At 44.1% G+C, this 18,009-nt stretch carries 14 protein-coding genes; 7 read left to right on the top strand and 7 right to left on the bottom strand.

Annotated elements, in window-relative coordinates; genetic code table 11:
- Positions 1–153: 153 nt before the first annotated feature.
- Complete coding sequence (locus EDI28_RS05995; RefSeq protein ID WP_128782884.1) at positions 154–663, bottom strand: porin family protein; 510 nt, start codon at positions 661–663, stop codon at positions 154–156.
- A 318-nt stretch (positions 664–981) separates the two neighbouring features.
- On the opposite strand from EDI28_RS05995, the gene EDI28_RS05990 reads away from it, so the two are divergent.
- Positions 982–1,518, top strand: a complete 537-nt coding sequence (locus EDI28_RS05990) for a methyltransferase domain-containing protein (RefSeq protein ID WP_128782883.1) — start codon at positions 982–984, stop codon at positions 1,516–1,518.
- Positions 1,519–1,563: 45 nt separating this feature from the next.
- Here EDI28_RS05990 and EDI28_RS05985 read toward each other — a convergent pair whose 3' ends face one another.
- From EDI28_RS05985 to EDI28_RS05975, 3 genes are all read right to left on the bottom strand, one after another.
- On the bottom strand, positions 1,564–2,061 hold the full coding sequence (locus EDI28_RS05985; RefSeq protein WP_128782882.1) for a hypothetical protein: 498 nt from the start codon (positions 2,059–2,061) through the stop codon (positions 1,564–1,566).
- A gap of 513 nt (positions 2,062–2,574) precedes the next feature.
- On the bottom strand, positions 2,575–2,832 hold the full coding sequence (locus EDI28_RS05980) for a YgjV family protein (protein WP_128782881.1): 258 nt from the start codon (positions 2,830–2,832) through the stop codon (positions 2,575–2,577).
- Between the two features lie 522 nt (positions 2,833–3,354).
- Positions 3,355–4,107 (bottom strand): GntR family transcriptional regulator, encoded by a 753-nt coding sequence (locus EDI28_RS05975; RefSeq protein WP_128782880.1) that lies wholly within the window; start codon positions 4,105–4,107, stop codon positions 3,355–3,357.
- Between the two features lie 120 nt (positions 4,108–4,227).
- Between EDI28_RS05975 and EDI28_RS26865 the strand changes: the two genes are divergently transcribed.
- Positions 4,228–4,518, top strand: a complete 291-nt coding sequence (locus tag EDI28_RS26865) for a hypothetical protein (protein ID WP_164918474.1) — start codon at positions 4,228–4,230, stop codon at positions 4,516–4,518.
- On the opposite strand, the gene EDI28_RS05970 is transcribed toward EDI28_RS26865, so the two are convergent.
- Positions 4,505–6,751: an acetyl-CoA hydrolase/transferase C-terminal domain-containing protein gene (locus EDI28_RS05970; protein ID WP_128782879.1), complete on the bottom strand. Its 2,247-nt coding sequence runs from the start codon at positions 6,749–6,751 to the stop codon at positions 4,505–4,507. The two genes, EDI28_RS26865 and EDI28_RS05970, sit on opposite strands and share 14 nt — an antisense overlap.
- 374 nt (positions 6,752–7,125) lie before the next feature.
- Between EDI28_RS05970 and EDI28_RS05965 the strand changes: the two genes are divergently transcribed.
- The 3 genes from EDI28_RS05965 to EDI28_RS05955 all read left to right on the top strand — a co-directional run bounded on the left by EDI28_RS05965 (position 7,126) and on the right by EDI28_RS05955 (position 12,273).
- Complete coding sequence (locus EDI28_RS05965) at positions 7,126–7,491, top strand: phasin-related domain-containing protein (protein ID WP_128782878.1); 366 nt, start codon at positions 7,126–7,128, stop codon at positions 7,489–7,491.
- Between the two features lie 100 nt (positions 7,492–7,591).
- The gene (locus EDI28_RS05960) at positions 7,592–9,256 is read left to right on the top strand and encodes a wax ester/triacylglycerol synthase family O-acyltransferase (RefSeq protein ID WP_128782877.1); all 1,665 of its coding nucleotides are present in this window, start codon (positions 7,592–7,594) and stop codon (positions 9,254–9,256) included.
- A 227-nt stretch (positions 9,257–9,483) separates the two neighbouring features.
- Positions 9,484–12,273 (top strand): hypothetical protein, encoded by a 2,790-nt coding sequence (locus tag EDI28_RS05955; RefSeq protein WP_128782876.1) that lies wholly within the window; start codon positions 9,484–9,486, stop codon positions 12,271–12,273.
- 63 nt (positions 12,274–12,336) lie between these two features.
- Here the strand turns inward: EDI28_RS05955 and EDI28_RS05950 are convergent, their stop codons facing one another.
- Together EDI28_RS05950 and EDI28_RS05945 are read right to left on the bottom strand one after the other, a co-directional pair.
- On the bottom strand, positions 12,337–12,603 hold the full coding sequence (locus tag EDI28_RS05950) for an acyl-CoA-binding protein (protein WP_128782875.1): 267 nt from the start codon (positions 12,601–12,603) through the stop codon (positions 12,337–12,339).
- 58 nt (positions 12,604–12,661) lie between these two features.
- Positions 12,662–14,653 carry an SDR family oxidoreductase gene (locus tag EDI28_RS05945; protein WP_128782874.1) on the bottom strand — a complete coding sequence of 664 codons (1,992 nt, stop codon included), beginning with the start codon at positions 14,651–14,653 and terminating at the stop codon, positions 12,662–12,664.
- Positions 14,654–14,924: 271 nt separating this feature from the next.
- Between EDI28_RS05945 and EDI28_RS05940 the strand changes: the two genes are divergently transcribed.
- Together EDI28_RS05940 and EDI28_RS05935 are read left to right on the top strand one after the other, a co-directional pair.
- Entirely contained in the window at positions 14,925–16,562 is a 1,638-nt protein-coding gene (locus tag EDI28_RS05940; RefSeq protein ID WP_128782873.1) for a GMC family oxidoreductase, read from the top strand.
- 267 nt (positions 16,563–16,829) lie between these two features.
- Entirely contained in the window at positions 16,830–17,918 is a 1,089-nt protein-coding gene (locus EDI28_RS05935; protein ID WP_128782872.1) for a PGAP1-like alpha/beta domain-containing protein, read from the top strand.
- Positions 17,919–18,009 lie beyond the last annotated feature (91 nt).

The following is an 18,009-nucleotide window of genomic DNA, read 5'->3' as shown; positions in this document are numbered from 1 at the left end:
TCGGATAACTGCAATTAACGATTGGGATTGTTTCCTTTACATGTTTTTTTCTTCAGTATTACAAGAATTAGCAGAGGCCTATCTATTATTGAAATAATAAGAAGAAAGAGGATAGCTATCCTCTTTCAAACAGTTATATCATGGTAATTATGTTCAGAATTTATAGTCTACTGATAATATTACTTGTTGTGAGTAATCGATCTTCGTGTCGTTTTCATTGTAGTTTTGGTCTATGTAACGATAGGTGAGATCTGTTGACCAGTTTTCATTGACCTCATATATCGCACCGACTTGACCGCCCCAGGCAAAATCAGTTGAACTTGTTTTTTGAATTTTGCTGTCAGCAAAGCCCGCAGAAACACCGGCATAGATATCCACACGTTTCGACACTGGGTGGAGATAGTCGTACGACGCGAGTAGCAGATCTTGCGAAGACTTATCTATGTAACTATATGTACCCATTAGGCGATGGTGGTCGTTGATGATAGCACCACCACGTAATTGGTATGTACCATCCTCGCCATTTTGAGCAGATTTGCCTTCGATGTTGTCTTCCTGATAACCGACACCTGCACCAACAAACCACTCGGTGCTTGTTGCGTATACCGGAGATACCGCAACAGTGACCAATGCTAGGGTTGAGAGAATCGATAACTTCCTCATCAGTGAAGCTCCTAATTGTGCCGAGGCTCCAATAACAAATTGAAGCCTTCATCGGCTTCGAGTGAACTATTATTATGGCCTGAAAAGGAGATCCTTGCAGCTTCTAGGCTGGCCAACGAAATTCATAGAGCTGATAACAATTAGAGCTCTAAGTGATGTACGCCAACCGATCAGACTTCAGTTCATCATACCGATGTATGATGGTTTTTTGCTTAGTACCAACTTACTTTTATTGGTATTAAATGTGTTATTTTTTGTACCTTATTCATTCTAAACTGAATATCATGTCACTCAATAGCCCATAAGGTGAGCAATGTTATGACTGGTCAAGACGCGAAGCCGATGCATTCAATGCTGGTAGAGAGGTTTTTAAGTGAATTGAAACAGGCATCGACGCAAGGTGCGATATTGGATTTAGCCTGTGGTAGTGGCCGTAATGGACTGTATTTGGCCCGGCAGGGAATACCTGTAGTATTTGCTGACCAAGACAGTGAAAAGCTCAGCCAGATAGAGCAGGCTATTCAGGACGAGCAACTTGCAGCGAGAACGTGGTTGGTTGATTTTGAAACAGGACAACCACTTGCGGGTAGACAGTTTGGGGCCATCATGGTATTTCGCTATCTACATCGACCATTGTTTGAAGCAATCAAAGCTAGCATTGCTTACTCAGGGCTCGTCATCTATGAGACTTTTAATATAGGGCAGAGAGCCTATGGTAGGCCCCATAACCCTGATTTCTTGTTACAGGATAATGAACTGGTTGATGAGTTTGGAGATTGGCAGATCCTTCACCAGTTTGAAGGTGTAGTCAGCCAGCCGAACAGTTCTATTTCGCAGATTGTCGTGCGCCGGTGATATCACTAGAATCATGGTGAACAGTAGTGATAATAACGATGCTGGTTAACTGCCATCACGAAAGTTTTTGGCTATCCGACTAAAATATCCTTCCATATCTTTGATGGAGGCAACAGTGGAATGTTCGATCTTGTTTCGTGAAACGTTGAAATTATGGACGAGATTCTTCCCAGTTGCCTCCATAAAGTCGTTAGTCTCCATTTTGGCCAGGTGGCTTTGTAGTGCGGCGTGATCAAGTTCAGCTTTTGCCTGGCAGCTTGTTTTTTGAGCCAGCTTATCGAATGATTTGCTAATGTGTTGCCATTTGTCGTGTGCCTCCATGGCGGCGAGATGGGCTTGGAGAGCAGCGTCATCAGTTTTACCTGCAAGGTGATTGGAAGCTTCGCCAAGTTTATCGTTGATTTCCGAGAGCCGTGCCTTGGCGTGTTGCCACAATTGTTTGGTCTCTTCCGATAATTTTTCTGATTTGTCGTCAATGGCCTTGGTGATCTCACGAATTTTCTCGCGGGAGCCATCAATTTTATCACTTAGCTGGTTTTTCATAGTAACTCCACCCATTCACCGATACGTTTCTTGTGACCGATATAGACCTAAGCATCTTGAGCTAGCTTGGGTATAAGTATATACCCAAGCTTTGTCAGCGCTCTTCTATTTGATCTCTGAACGGGAGCCTGTTTGGCTATTCCATAGGGTTATTTGCAGCCTGCAAGGCAGTTCTTCTCATCAAGTTTGGCTTGATAGAGTGATATGTCCGTGCGTTTAATTAGCACTGCGATTCTCTGTATTATTTTTAGACAGCCTCTGTTCAGAAAAAGCTCGTATCATAATGATTATATTATGTACTAACTTTCTGCATTGGAATTGCAAATGTATAGCAGCGAAAAGGTTAAGCGGTTAGCTCGGGAAATATCTGAGAATGTGAAGAAAAAGCATTTGAGAAAACGCCTTCAATCGCCTTAGTTATATGCGATTTTCAAAGGTGTATCTGCAAAGAGGTATGTCTACAAAAAAAGCCAACAGCATGCTGTTGGCTTTTTTGATGAGATTGCTTTCTGGCTAGGCAGATTCGCAGGCAAGGTTGGTTTGCTTGCTGCGTTCTTGTTGCATTTTGGCCAGGAAGTAAATGTTGACGCAAGCAATAAAACCATTCGTTACAACAACTGGCATTGCATCAATCATGAATCCGTAAGTGGTGAACAGCACACAGCCAACGAAGTTTAGAACACGTAGCCATACGATGTCTTTCATCATTAGCGAGATTGCTACCATCAATGAAGATGCATAACCCAATAGTTCAACTGTGTTAAATTCCATAGTGTTTACCCTCTAGTTTTGCCAATCACCTCATCATGAGTCTGCTATCAATCAATGATTGATATAAAGGGGGAGATTCCTTGCCCCGAATGGTCTTGTATAAATTATGTTGTAATTATAACAACCATAAATGTGATGTTGAACCATCAAAATGAGGGAAAGGGAGCGTTAGCGATTACGCAAACGTTTTACCTGTTGTTTTATTACTCACACCAACACAGTTGTAACAATATGTTATGCTTGTTGTTTCTTACTGTTTAAATATGTGTGTCATTGCACTGCCGGTGGAATGGCCGATAAAGATAAGTACCGCGTATTATTTAGCATAGTCACGGCTGTGAAAAAGGTGTTACCGCTAATTCACTGTTTACTAAGCGTATAACCTTGCTGAAACCAAGATCTATACGAACTGTTAAAACGCGCAGTTTGTTAGGTAAAGGCGCAAATGAGCTGTTACGTTGTAACCTTTTTGATTCTGCATATATCTTGAGTAGCAGGATTGAATATGAAACAACGGTTAGGTTAACGGTTTGAAATTATTGGTTGTTTCTTCGTCATAATATCCGAGAAAACGGTGTGCAGATCTTTAGTGGTGGCTTCTTCATCAAGAACCAGTTTTGATTTGATATGTTCAAGGTGGGTTTTGACTAGATTCAATACCCTAGTTTTATCGCCAGACTCAATTGCATTAAGCAGACTATTGTGCTCCTCGAAAGAGCATTGACTTCGAGAACCGGCTTCATATAGGGCAATAACTAATGATGTCTGCGATACGATACTACGCTGAAAAGAAAGCAGTGGAGAGTTATTTGCCATATCGCCAAGTCGGATATGGAACTCACAGGACAAACGAATCCCGCGACCGAGATCTCCCTGCTCAAAAGCCTGATGCTCTTCAATGATAAGCTGACGTAGAGACTCAATTTGCTCGCTGGTGGCGTGTTCAACAGCTAGCTCGGTAATCGCTAGCTCAAGTACTTCCCGTGCTTTTAGTATTTGTTTGGCTTCTTCGACACTTGGTGAGGCTACAATAGCGCCACGGTTTGGTCTGATATTGACGATTTTCTCAACTGACAGACGCAGCAAGGCACGACGAATAATAGTACGGCTCACACCAAAAATCTCACCGAGTGCTTCTTCATTAAGCTTAGTATTCGATGGTAGACGCTGTTCTAGAATGGCATCAAAAATGTGTCCGTAGACGACGTCATCTTGTGTGAGACCCGTTTGAGCAGAGGCTGTTGTTTTCAGCCTTGGTTGTTTTATTTCAGACATTCTAACTACATTTCTCCTAGATGCTCACTCAGCAACGGTATATAGCGTATGAGAATATAAAATCATCATCGCCATTGCTCACTTGTTTTTTCTACAAGTTCGAGAATCAACGGCTAAAAGGTGAGTGAGTTGCTTTACTGTCACTATCGAGACAAGAAAGAAAGCACAATGGCTTTCTTTCTTGTTGAAGCGATGGTGCATACATCAGTATTACTTGTTCTTGATGCTATTTTCTTTAGCCTTGAGTGGCTGATCTCCTATGGTGGTTTTCCCCGGGCAAACTCTCTTAACCGGGCACTTTGGGCAGCCCCAAATGGCGGCGTAGGGACACAATGCACTTTCCTTGTTTTTTCTTGCCATGTTTACCTCTGTCACTTACTCACATTGGATGGGCCTTTTATCGGCCTCTGAGTTCCGCGATAAGCAAACGTTGGGTTAGCTTATCTTGGACACTGGTTGGCTTATCTAAACCAATTCGTTTCAACAATGGCTGTATTGTGTTATCAGGCCTTGGTGTTGTGATGGCATGCAGTATGCATTTGATTTTTCCAGCAGGTGTTGCTGTTTTTGCCTTAAGTGATTTTAGTGCTTTACCAAGCTGAAGCTCCTCGGCTGTGAAGCTACAGCCAAACGGGAATGGGCCGAATATATTTTGCTGGGTATATTTTTGGTAAAAACTCTGGATAGCCTGAGGAGTGTTGTTGCCAAACTCTACTGGGATTGTATAGTCTTTTGCGACTTTCCCTGCGGCTTTTGCTTGCTCAAGTAACTGTTGTTGGAAACGGGAATCTGCGATTTTGATTAGCTCTGTGTATACAACATGATCGGGTTTACCGCGCAAATCAGCAATACCGTATTCGGTAATGACAATATCTCGCAGCTGACGGGGAATGGTTGTGTGCCCATAGTTAAACATGATGTTCGACTTCAGCTTACCGTTGCGCACGGTACAACTGCGGAGCTTCATGATCGAACGTGAATCTGGTAATTGATGGGACTGCGCGACAAAGTTGTATTGACCACCCACCCCGCTGACTACCTGGCCATTTTCTAGCGCATCGGAAATCGCCGAGCCGTTTAGTGTGACCATCATTGCGGAGTTAACGAAACGCGCATGCTTGCGCTGGGCCTGCTTGAGTTTCTGGCTGCCAATGAAATGATCATAAAGATCATTGACATAGTTAACACTGGTCATGCAGAACTTCTTATGATCCTCGTCACTCATCTCATTCAGTGCATCGTAAAAATCTTTCGGACCAATGAAGAAGGCACCATGCATAACGGCACCACCGGTAAGCTTGTCGCCTAGGCAGAGTTTGGTGATCCACTGTAGCGCTTCTGTATCGCCCAAGTCGGCCTTCATTGTTTGCTGCTGAGCCTGCAGCTGTCCGTCGATAAATTCAACCGATTGACGGAATACACCAATACGTTTCAGGTAGCTCACATCCTGAGCGGTTAATTGCTGTTTAATTGCATCGTGTTCAAGCAATGTTAGTAAAGTAGAAACCGTGACATCCGTGGTTATTTTCTTTCTGTTGAGTAATGTCTGAACTGTCAGATCTTCAAACACTTCACGTTTTAATATCCCGGCCTCGTAGAGGCTGACAAAGCCATCGACCATCAGTTCACTGCAACCATACAGGCCTTCTTCAAATGTTCCGCGATCACCGACATGACGGCAAACTGGGAACTTTTCAGACACTTTCAGTTCATCCATGATTTGGTTGTATACACGGTTATTTTGGTGTCGAAGCAACGCGCTGTAGACGAGGGCGCTACTGAGAGAGCCTATCCCTATCTGTAGTGTTCCACCATCTTTTATTAGCGTACTCGCGTAAAAACCTATCATATGGTCTTCAGGTGAAATACTGGCGTGAGGGGCTGCAAATAAGGAGTAATCCTGATGTCCGGGTTTTAGATTCTGGTCGAGCACAAAATCAAAAACATTATCAGCCACTTCAGCATGGTTTTGCATGAAAGGCATGTTTGTATTTACTTCAGCCACCATTGCGACAGGAGTGCCATTGTCTTGCATCTCTTTCATAACCGGGGCAAAGTCTAGGGCCAGATCCGAATTACTGCCCAAACTATAGGTTGTCACTCCGTCAATGGTACGTTTGGCTACAAGCTGGGTAACGACATTGACGCCTTTGTCTAACAAATCACGGACTGCATGGGTGTAGTTGGTACTGGTGTAGTTCTGCTGTTGTGGGCTGTTCATAAAGCTGCCCGCTTTGAAGAAAAACTCACTGATGGTGATATTGGCAGGTACCGCTCCTTTTCTTAGGTCCATGATATAATCAATATCAGGGACACCATCGAACTCTCGCTCGACAAACGGTTTTAGAAAATTCCGCTCTAGTTTGCTTTTCCCTACCGGTTTTTCCAGTGTAATCCCGGTCTCGATGCGAAGGGTAATACTTGGATCGGCCTTGGCTCGCTGATACAACGCATTGATAAATGCAACAGATTTTCCTATTGCCAGCGGCGCTCCTAGTACAATTTCTTTACCAACAACATCAATAATATGATCAACCAACTTATCGGCATCAGAAAATGCTGTGGCTGGCGTTCTTTCCTCTGATGAGGAAGTAGTGGCAAGGTGGGTAGTAATACTGGTATCAACTAACTCTAGTACTGACATTTTGCATTCCTTGTTCGATATTTTTATTTGAGATAAGTATTTCTTATTATTATCGAGTAGTATTTTTAGCCTTAAGAATAGAGTCGTCACTCTAGTTTTATAATTTGAGGTTAGTTTTATTTCAATAAATTGAACTCAGTCACAGTGAACATATTTCGCCAAAAAAAAACACAAATGGGTAGAGAATTCTAATTTCAAGAGGGGGTGGCGTTAAGATGTTGAAAATTAAGAAAGGTTTTTGAGCTTAACAAATTGTGATCTTGCTATCAGTTAATTGAATGGATTAGAAAGAATGATCTAATTCTTATTGCTAAGCTTTGTTTTGGTTATAAATTTAATTTAAGACCCAACGAGATATTAATAGGGAATGAGTTATGATTAATCCAGTAAAAATGATAGGTAATATAAAATCAGTGGCTGATTTGGGTGAAACGTCACTGAAAAATGTCGTGTTTGCTAGCTTGGGTGTATACAGTAAAGGCATTGAGCAGGTTGGAATGGCCCAGCATTTAGTTACCAAACGTTTTAATGGTTTGGTTGAGAAAGGGCAAGAGGTTGAAACTGAAACAATGGATCGTGTTAAAATGACTCAGGCAGCCATTTTGAAACGTTCTGAATCTCAGTTTAACTATACTTTGAATAAAACGTGTGGACTTGACCGTAATCGCCTGTCTGATTTTGAAGAAAAGGTTGATCGACTGCAGCTTGCCGTAGAAAAACTGGCCAAAGAAGTAAAGTAGCAACTCGTGAGTGTTTTAGGTTCACCGATTATTGTTTTAGGTTCACCGATCATTGTTTGAGGCAGATTGGCCGCCTAGCAAGTTAGATAAGGAACATCATATGCCAAGTTTGTCTCTTCTTGACTTCAGTTTTATTGCCTTTGAAACGGCGAAAACACCAATGCATGTCACTGGGTTAGTGATTTTGGATCCACCAGAAGAACAGGTGACAACATTTGCCCAAGACTTATATAGTCACTTTTTGCAACAAACAGAGACTGTTGCCCCGTTTAACTGGAAGCTAAATTGGCCGCTGACAGGTAAGCCTCGTTGGGATGCCTTGCCTAACGTTAATGTTGAGGAGCATTTACGGATCACAATGTTGCCATCACCGGGAACGGAGCAGCAACTTCAGCAAGTCGTTGGCCGTTTGCATAGCCAAGTGTTAGATCGTAGCCGCCCTATGTGGGAACTTTGGGTGATCGGTGGGCTTGAGAATAATCGCGTAGCCATTGTAATGAAAATTCACCATTCAATGGCGGATGGTGTACGAGCGAGCCGTATTTTTACCGATAGCTGCTCACCTGAAATTGAAAACTCGTTTACCAAACCATTCTGGCAATGTGACTTGCGTAAGAGTAAATCTCAGCGTCGCGCAGAAACACACCTGACAGATATGGTGATGAAAACAGCGATGGCAGCATCGAAACAGATTTCACTGATCCCATCGATGTTTCGGCTTGGCAGCAAGTTGGCACTGAAGGCTGTGAAGCTTGCTGATTGTGATTTAAAAGTGCCGTTCACTGCTCCCAAGACACCGTTTAACCAGAGTCCGAAACGAAGCCGGGCTGTCAGTCTGGGCAATTTCTCCATTGGGAAGCTGAAGCATATCAGCCATATTACTGGCGCTTCCATGAATGACGTTTTATTTACAGTGAGTGATATCGCACTGAATCGTTATCTGGTCGATCGCGCCATGCCGTTGAGAAAGCCTCTGGTTGCAATGATGCCGATTAATCTGCGTAGAAAAGGCGATGCTGAATCCAAAGGCAACAAGATGTCGGTTGGGCATGTCGAATTGGGCAAACCCCACCTAAGCGCCTTGGAAAGGCTTGAAGCAATCCAGCATGCTACGCTTGATCTCAAGAAAGAAGCATTGAATATTTCACCTGATGCATATGTGAACTACTCATTGCTGGTCAATGGTGTGTCGCTGTTTAGCGGCAAGTTTGGTTTGAATAACTTTATTCCGCCAGTGAGTAACCTGCTTATCTCAAATGTTCCCGGTGCGAAAGAGAAACTCTATTTCATGGGAGCAAAAGTCCAAGAGCAATATCCGGTCTCGTTGCTCATGCCAGGACAAACACTGAATATTACTTTCTTTAGTAATGCCGATACAATGTACTACTCACTGGTGGCTTGTAATCAGTCGCTGCCTGGCTTCGAAGTTATTGCGGAGTATATGACAGAAGCGTTGGAAGACATCGAAGCCGAAGTGATGAGCGCTGCTGCATCGGCCGTTGCAGAGCAGTTTGAGTACCGAGAAGATGAGACTCTTGCGGTTGAGACTGCAGTAGAAGCTGCTCATTATTCATTAACGCCAGAAGATGAAGAATTCGAGCGTTTGTTTACTGAAAAACAGAAGAAAGTCGAAGAGCTAGAAAAACAATTGGCAAAACTTACTGAGATGCTTTCAGCAACCGTTGACGTTGACCCTCAGGCAGTAGCGAAAAACCAGGATAGTATTGAAGAGCCAGAAAATAAGAAAGCAGTGAATACACACTAATTACTGATTTTTCATAACAACAAAGGGCCATATAGCGATATGTTATATGGCCCTTTTGTTATTATATAGTGGTTCGTAACTTTTGATGAGTCGATACCGGCACAATGTTTTTAGTAACGTTATTATTCTTGTCTAGTAGCCCGAAAGGACTCTTATCGTACGTAATATTATTTGTTTAATTCATTACCATTCCCTATTTACCCCTTGTTGTTCTAATAGGTTCGGTTATGAATGTAAGTAAAGTTGCGTTGGCTATTTCGGCTGCCTTTATCATCTCTGGGTGTGGCAGCGACAGCAATGAAAATGGAAAAGTGGCACCTAAGCCTACTTTTCCTCCGGCAATTGAAAGCGAGTTGTTGTCTGTCACTGTCATCGATGGTTACCTTGAAGGATCCACGGTTTGGTTGGATAAAAAAGAGAACCAGAACTTCCTTCCTGATGGTGATGAGCCACGGGCTGTTACCAATAAACAGGGCGTTGCAGTTTTCAATGATATTGCCCCTGATAGTTTTGATAAGTATGTATTGGTGGCAAAAGCAACGGCGGGCAAGACGATTGATCACGATAATGGCAAGCCCGTAGCAGGTTCGTTTTATTTGACTGCCCCGTTGATGACCAGTGAAACGGCGCTATTACGCTCTTCTCAAGAGTCCAAATCGTATTCAAGCGTTATTACCCCTCTGACAACCCTTGTCGAAATGAAATTGAGACAGCCAGCATCCTCTGCCAGTGAGGCATCTATTATTGCAGCAAGTAAGCAGGTTGCTGAAGAGCTAGGCCTTAACGCCGATAATGCGCACATTGTGCTATCTGACTTTAAAAAGCTCTCATCTGCTGATGCTACCAAAGCTGAGCAGGCGGCAGTATCACTTGTTGTTTCTGGAGCCATGCCTGCGACAGTTGATGAGCTGTCTACACAGTTTGATTCCGTGTTGACTCACGCCAGTACAGTTAACAGTAGAGTGAAAGATGCTGCTGCCGACGAGTTGGTTATCCATGATGCCGATGCTGCTGATGGTACACGGGTAGTCAAAAAAACAGATAGCGATGGCGATGGTTTGATTGATGCGTTAGATGCATTTCCTGAGGATGACAGTGAGTGGTACGACACTGATGGTGATGGAAAAGGCAATAACGCTGATACCGATGATGATGGTGATGGCGTCGATGATGAAAAGGATACCTTCCCGCTAGAATCTTCCGAAGACACAGATACTGATACCGATAGTATCGGCAATAATGAAGATAGCGATGATGATAACGATGGTGTCTTAGATATTGATGATGCCTTCCCGTATGATCCTACTGAAGATAGCGATACTGATAAGGATGATATTGGAAATAATAAAGACACCGATGATGATGGCGACGGGGTGGATGATGCCCATGACCGTTTCCCTCTGAATGAAAATGAATCGGTAGATACTGATAATGATGGTATCGGCAATAACAGTGACGACGATGATGATGGCGATGGCTATGCAGATAACAAGGATAATGAGCCGCTGAGCAAGCTTGTTATCCCTGAAACGTTCAATGCCTGTCTTGAAACTCTGCCTGATTACCCAGAAGGTACAGCAGCACGCCCCGATGGATCAAATAGTCTGTTATACACTATTTCAAAGCTAAACAACGGCCAGACAGAGCGTAGTCAGTCAACACAAACAGAGCGTTATGTCGGTCAGCGCGTCGGATTGCCAGATGGTAACCTAGCGGAAAGAACTATTGATGTAACCCAGATTGTCACTCAAACACCGGGGGCACAAGCAGGAGTCTGGAATCCCGGCTTTGAACTATCTTACGTCGATGCTGATAACCAACAATATCTTGGCTATGAAGATGTATTCCGCCGCTGGTGGGGGATCAACCTTGCGACCAATGCGCCCAATGATATGAGGTTGAAGGAGAAGACAACGAGCTGGGTGGACCGCATTGACCATCGTTCTCCAGAAGCCGCAATAAGGCATGAGAAAATTTCTTCTGTCTATGTCGGAAAAGAAATCATTGATACTTTATTTGGACTTCGCGAAGCCTGTGTCGTACAGCATGATTCCGAGTTTAAGTGGAATGATGCTGGCAAATATTCAGTTGAAAGCGCTAAGCGTTATCTGGATAAAAACCGGATAGTGGTTAGAGAGGAGAAGGATAACCTTGAATATAACCTCAATAGCGAGGGGGAGCCAGAGAGTGAACCAAACTGGGGGTATACTGATTCTGTTAAAGTGCTGAACGGCATGATTCATCATGGGGTATTGTATGGCCAGGATCCTGTAACTAGCCATATTCCAGCAGATCAGCCTGTTACGATGGGACAGTGTTTGGCTGATCTCCCTGATGCCAATTATGAACGGAAGAAAAATGATAGCCTACTATTCGATATGTACCGCTCTAGTAGCAAAGTAGATGCGAACAGTAAAGAGGTTGAGACAACAGAGCAATATGGAACGTACGAACTCGTCCCGTTGGTAGACTCAGGGATATCTTGGCAAGGATATGAAGGTTTAGTTGAAAGTTTGCTAAAAGGTACATTCACAAGTGGTTATGCGTTCAGTGAACGGTATTTCGAGTATGCTAATGGAATGATGGCGGGCTTTGAAGGCCGTGAGAATGGCACTGATAATATCGCCTGGGGTCATAAAAACACCTTGAGTCAGCAGCGCTCAGTTGAGGGTTCTTATTTCATGCCGGAAGTTCATTATCATGATGCAAGTTTGCTAAACTCGACAGAGCAAAAAGCCAGCTTTAAGCAGGTGCAATATGTTGTTTTTGCAGGTGTAGAACAAGTTGTTGACTTCGCGTTAGATAGAGCTGTTCCAGCATGTAAATACTACTCTCGTTTGGAAACCACCTTCTATCAGGCTGATGGCTCGCCACTGTTGGATGAAGCTAACAATCCGATTAAGGATTTTATTGATGAGACGGTATGGCGGGATAACAAAGGGATAATTAATCGTGATCGTAAGACTCAAAAATGGGATTATGAACATTGGTATCGCAAGCCTGCAGTGAAGCAGTAATAATCGCATTCATGAAAAAAGGCCGCTAAGCGGCCTTTATTATTGAAGAAAATCAGAATCGCTTTATGCGTAAGTTGCCGCCAGATCAGCAACTTTATCGACATACTGCTGCATTGCCGTTTCTGCATCCATACCCTTCAAGCCTTCCCATGCTTCATATTTGGCAGCCCCTTTGAAATCAAACATACCTGGACGCTTGCCATGCACATCCCCATCTGTTGCTTGCTTGTACAGAGAGTACAGTGCCAGCAATTCTTCGTTTGACGGGCGCTTGGTTAGCTTTTTAACGTCCAATTGAGCTTGTTCAAAGTTTTCTTTTAGTTCAGCCATGATTTTATCCTTAAATTATAGTTACCTAGCCACACCCTTGAGACGAGTGTTTGTTGGATTACAGATGAATACCTTTCAGCAGTGCGGAGAATGCAATGAGCTCTGCCGAAGAGGCTTTTTCGCTTCTTTGTTCTTTCCCCTGATCACTTTCTTTGGAATCAGGGAACATTCGGAAACTGCTGTTCATTACGATTTCAGCCAGTTTCGGAAATAGTGCGTGTACCAAGGAGCCAAAAATACCGAGGTTGGTGGCAATACGTTTTGGCTTGTCGATAATTGCCGTTGCCAGCAGATCGGCGGCTTCTTCCGGTGTCAGCGTTGGTACTGACTTATATATCTTGGTGGGTGCAATCATCGGCGTTGCTACCAGCGGCATGTTGATGGTTGTGAAATTCACATTGAGATCTGAATATTCAGAAGCCGCACAGCGCGTGAATGCGTCCAGTGCCGCTTTTGAAGCAACATAAGCGGAGAAACGTGGTGCATTGGTCAATACCCCGATAGAAGAGATGTTGATGATGTGGCCGCCACCTTGCGCTTCCATACTTGGAAGTAGGCCTAAGGTCAGCTTCAATGAGCCGAAGTAGTTCAGTTGCATTGTTCGCTCGAAATCGTGGAAGCGATCGATTGAATTGGCAATTGAGCGGCGAATAGATCGTCCGGCATTATTGATAAGAATATCGACCTTACCATGAACGTCCAGCACATCTTTCACCAGCTGTTCAACCTGATCGATAGCGGAAAGATCACACTGGAACGTGTGCGCAACGCCACCACGTTTCTCTACTTCTAGCTTGGTGTTTGCTAGTTTCTCTTCATCGCGTGCTACCAGAATCATTTCAGCACCGTTTTCAGCCAGTTTGAATGCGGTAGCCTGTCCGATCCCTGAACTTGCGCCAGTGATCATGATGATCTTGTCGTTGACTCTTGCGCTCAGGCTACGATCGCCAGAGATCGCAGGATCAAGGTGGCGTTCCCAGTAATCCCAGATTGCAGGCGCATAGGTCGGTAGGCGAGGGCATTCAATACCGGAGCCTTTAAGTGCCATTTGTGTTTCACGGCAGTCAAATTCGGTCGGGTAAGTGAAGAATTTAAGTACTTCTGCCGGAATACCCAGGTCTTTCAACGTGACATCAGTAATTTGCTTAACTGTTGGTAGAGACATGATGGCATTTTTGACCTGATTCGGAACCAAGCCGAATAATCTGGCATCGAGTCGAAGCGCCATACGAGGGGCATGGCCAGCTTCGGCAAAAATATTCATTACTTCGCCAGAGCGGTAAGGTTTTGGGTCGGTAAGGTGGAAACAACGACCGTCAAGCTCATCTTTGTGGGCGATATGATCCAGCGCATCGACAACATAGTCGACCGGGACAATATTCAGGCTACCGCCTTCAAGGCCAATTGTTGGCACCCAAGCCGGTAGAATAGCGCGAACTCGCTGGATCATTTTAAACAGGTAATACGGACCATCAACACGATCGGCAACACCTGTTTTTGAATCACCGACAACCATACCCGGGCGGTAAATTCTGTATGGAATGGTGCAATGTTCGCGTACGGTCTTTTCTGCAAGATGCTTGGTTGAGAAATAGGGGTGATCGAGGTTTTCTGCCTCATCAAACATATCTTCGCGGAAATGGCCCTGATACAGCCCAGCGGCAGCAATTGAGCTGATGTGGTGGAAGCAGCCAGCATCCAATGCTTCGGCGGCTTCTATCGCATTTTGTGTTCCTTCAATGTTGACCGCTTCTTGTGCTTCGGCGGTCGCATTTAGATCGTAAATTGCTGCAAGGTGGAAAAAGTGCTGAATTTTCCCTTTTAATGCAACGGCAGTGCTTTCTGTCAAGCCGAGTTGAGGCTGTGTCAGGTCACCCATTATTGGCATGATGCGGTCTGTCGGAACATCCCATTCCATCATACAGGCTGTCAGTTTTTCTTGGGCCTTTTCATTCCGGCAGAGGATATAAATAGTTCCTTCGCGCTTGAGCAGTTTGGTGATGAGATTACGGCCTAAAAAACCAGTTCCACCTGTTAGAAAATATGCCATTCGCTCTCCTTAATTGACGGGCAATATTCTTTATTCCTTTAAGAAATATACGTTACACTGGTCAGAGTAGTTGTCTTTAATTAATGTTTAAATTTATTAAATAGATCACCTTTTTATTTTGCAAAAAGGTTCGTCTTTCAAATTAACTAAGGAAACAAATCCAAAATAGTTAAAATAATCTATGATTGAAAGTGTGATAAATAATCAATATCAATGACTGGGTATTTATAAACTGGCTGGCAAATCATCGCGACTAACTCGAGAGGATATTATGTATGATTTCATAATTGTGGGGGCAGGCTCGGCAGGGTGTGTACTTGCTAATAGATTGTCTTCAGATCCGACTATTAAGGTTTGCCTTGTTGAAGCTGGACCGAAAGACTCCAGTGTAATGGTTCATGTACCGCTTGGCATCATAGGTATGATGCACTCCAAGAAAATGAACTGGCGTTACTACACGGAACAAGAGCCTAATCTCAATAATCGACAGCTTTTTTGGCCGCGAGGTAAAACGTTGGGAGGTAGCAGTGCCTCCAATGCAATGTGTTACATACGTGGGCATGCCTGTGATTACGATGAATGGGCATCGCTAGGCAATAAGGGCTGGAGCTTCCAGGATGTATTGCCATACTTTAAAAAGTCCCAGAGTCAGGAGCGGGGAGGGGACAGCTACCATGGCGCTAAGGGGCCACTAAATGTTTCTGATTTAAGGATAAAAAATCCGCTTTCGGAGGCGTTTATCAAGGCAGCCAAACAGGCTGGTCATAAGTATGTCGAGGATTTTAACGGCGCTGAACAAGAAGGTGTGGGCTACTATCAGGTTACGCAAAAAAATGGTCAGCGATGCAGCACCGCTGTCGGCTATCTAAGGCCGGCAGAGCAAAGAGATAACCTAACCGTAATTACAGGCGCACTGACAACGCGAGTTCTGTTTGAAGGGACGAAAGCGACGGGGATTGAGTACCTTAAAGATGGAGAGAAGCATACGCTACGAAGCAATAGGGAGGTGTTGCTCAGTGGCGGCGCAATTAATAGTCCACAGTTGTTACTTCTTTCCGGTATCGGAAATAAAGAACAATTAAATCAACACAATATCCCTGTTGTGTGTGATCTTCCCGGTGTCGGGGAGAATATGCAGGATCACCTTGATGTGCTGGCTGTAACCCGTGAGCGTACCTTTCACTCAGTTGGAATTTCACCCATAGCCTTGTTACGATCTCTAAAAGGGCTCGTCGATTATGTGTTGTTTAGGAAAGGAAATTTCACCAGTAATATCGCTGAGGCTGGCGGTTTTGTGAAAAGCTCGCCGGACTTATCAGTACCGGATGTTCAGTTTCATTTTTCCCCTTGTTTTCTTGATAATCACGGCCTGAATTTATGGCAGACAGTCAGGCATGGTTACTCACTTCATGCTTGTAATCTGCGCCCTAAAAGTCGTGGGCGGTTAGCTCTAAGGGATAATGATCCGACCACGCCAGTGATCATCAAGGCGAACTATCTCGATAACGAAGATGACATTCGTATTATGGTGAGAGGTATTAAGCTGTCCCGTGAGATCTTAAAGCAGCCTGCGTTTGACCGCTTTCGCGGTGTTGAGGTATTTCCGGGCAAGGACGTCCAATCTGACGAGGAGCTTGAAGCATTTATCCGCCGCAAAGCGGAGTCCATTTATCACCCGGTAGGTACCTGCAAAATGGGGGGAGATAAAATGGCTGTCGTTGATTCTCGGCTAAGAGTGCGAGGTGTTACAGGTTTACGAGTGGTAGACGCTTCAATCATGCCGACGTTAATTGGCGGTAATACTAATGCACCAACAATAATGATTGCAGAGAAGGCGTCAGATATGATTTTGGAAGACTATATAAAGAAGTCTCTAAATGAAGAGCTACTAGCCGTAGAGGAGATATAATTATTCATCATCATAATTTCAGGCTGTAAATATATAGCCTGAAATTATTTTTTGATTAAATAGAAATTAGAGTGATTTTTCTAATTTTTATTGCCATACTTGTTTTGCATTTTTATGGTTATATTTTTTCTCCTTCGTTTATTCTACATAATTAACACTTCCTATTTCTCAATATAAAAAAACAGACTCTTCTCTAGTGGAATCGCTTGATTTCATTTTTTAGCTAATCAATGATGGTTAATAAAGATGGCTTAACAAAGGTGAAGTATGATTTCTAGGAATAACCTGAGTCAGAAATTTCAGACACTAATGGATGAGCTATCGTCAAAAGTGTCTGAAAATAGGGTGGTGGCTAAGGAGAAGCTTGGCGACTTCATCGAACACGGCCTACCGCCAGTTCAGAGTGAGGCAGTCATTGCCACATTGAATGGCATATTAGGGGATTACCTGGTTCAGCGTGATAGTCGCTTAAAACAGGAGATGGCCATTCGAGATCAGCAACAGACCTTGAGCCTTGAAGCCGACACGCTAAGCCAACAATTGCCTGAGTGTAATGATCGTATCGTTGTGTGTGTTCATGGCTGGTGTATGAATGATGTCCAGTGGAAGCGGAAGGATCATGATCATGGCCGTAGTCTGGCAAAATATGGTTATACCCCGATCTACCTACGCTACAATACCGGCCTGCATATTTCCGCTAACGGTGAGGAATTTGCATTAATGTTGGAACAGCTTATTGCCGCTTGGCCGTGCAAAGTGAAGGAGCTGGTGATAATTGGCCACAGTATGGGGGGGCTGGTCACCCGCAGTGCTTGTTATTATGCCCAGCTACATGAACTCAGCTGGTTGTCCACTCTTCGGACCTTTATTACCCTTGGTACTCCGCATAATGGTGCGCCATTAGCCCAGTTGGCCTGTTGGATTGATAACAGGGTTGCCGAAGCTCCATATTTGAAGATGCTAACCAAATTGTCTGAATTCCGTAGTAGCGGAACGAAGGATTTGAGCAGGGGCTTTGTCCGCCATGGAGACTGGGATCTAGGGGAAGGAGATGCCCATACTGTGTTGGCACGTCCGCTGCTGCCCCAAGGAGTGGTTTGTTGTGCGGTTGCGACTTGCCTCGGACAAAACCCAAATGATGAGAATAACCTGAAGCTGGGTGATGGCTTGGTACCGGTTTCCAGTGCGTTAGGTGAATCAACTGCTGAGCAGCGCGCTTTGAATTACCCCGAGGAAAACAAGTGGGTTGGAGTGGGTATTAACCATCTGGATTTGTTGACACACCCGCAGGTCACGGGAAAAGTCGAGCAGTGGGTATTGTCGAATTCGGCCGAAAATCATGATGAACTAACCTAGATATTCACATCACTGGCGCCTCGTTCAATGGGGCGCTGAATGACTCTTTCCGCATCTTCATTCCGGCTGGTTATAATATTTATATATGGAT

Source organism: Photobacterium chitinilyticum (genome assembly GCF_004104355.1).
Taxonomy (GTDB): Bacteria; Pseudomonadota; Gammaproteobacteria; order Enterobacterales; family Vibrionaceae; genus Photobacterium; species Photobacterium chitinilyticum.
The sequence above is the reverse complement of the archived record's forward strand: the minus strand, read 5'-3'. Positions and strand labels throughout refer to the sequence as shown.